This is a genomic window from Pseudomonas sp. 32_A (assembly GCF_017490905.1).
In the GTDB taxonomy this organism is placed as follows: domain Bacteria; phylum Pseudomonadota; class Gammaproteobacteria; order Pseudomonadales; family Pseudomonadaceae; genus Aquipseudomonas; species Aquipseudomonas inefficax.
Map to the genome: position 1 here is coordinate 1 of NZ_JAFGYI010000555.1, position 226 is coordinate 226.

The following is a 226-nucleotide window of genomic DNA, read 5'->3' on the forward strand; positions in this document are numbered from 1 at the left end:
GCCTCCTCTGCCGAACTGCGGGTTGCTCAGGCCCCAGATATCACGCGTGAAGATATCGGCGCGGAAGGCGAACGCCGCGATCACCACGAAAATCAGCAACGGCACCACCTTGGCCACGGTGGTCACCAGGTTGATGAACGCCGCCTCCTTGATACCGCGCAGCACCAGGAAGTGCACCGCCCACAGCAGCAGCGAGGCGCAGCCGATGGCGATTGGCGTGTTGCCC

At 64.2% G+C, this 226-nt stretch carries 1 protein-coding gene; it reads right to left on the reverse strand.

The annotated features are described in order from the left end of the window. The coding region (locus J5M58_RS27770) for an amino acid permease (protein WP_207880777.1) at nucleotides 1-226 on the reverse strand (226 nt) is incomplete at both ends.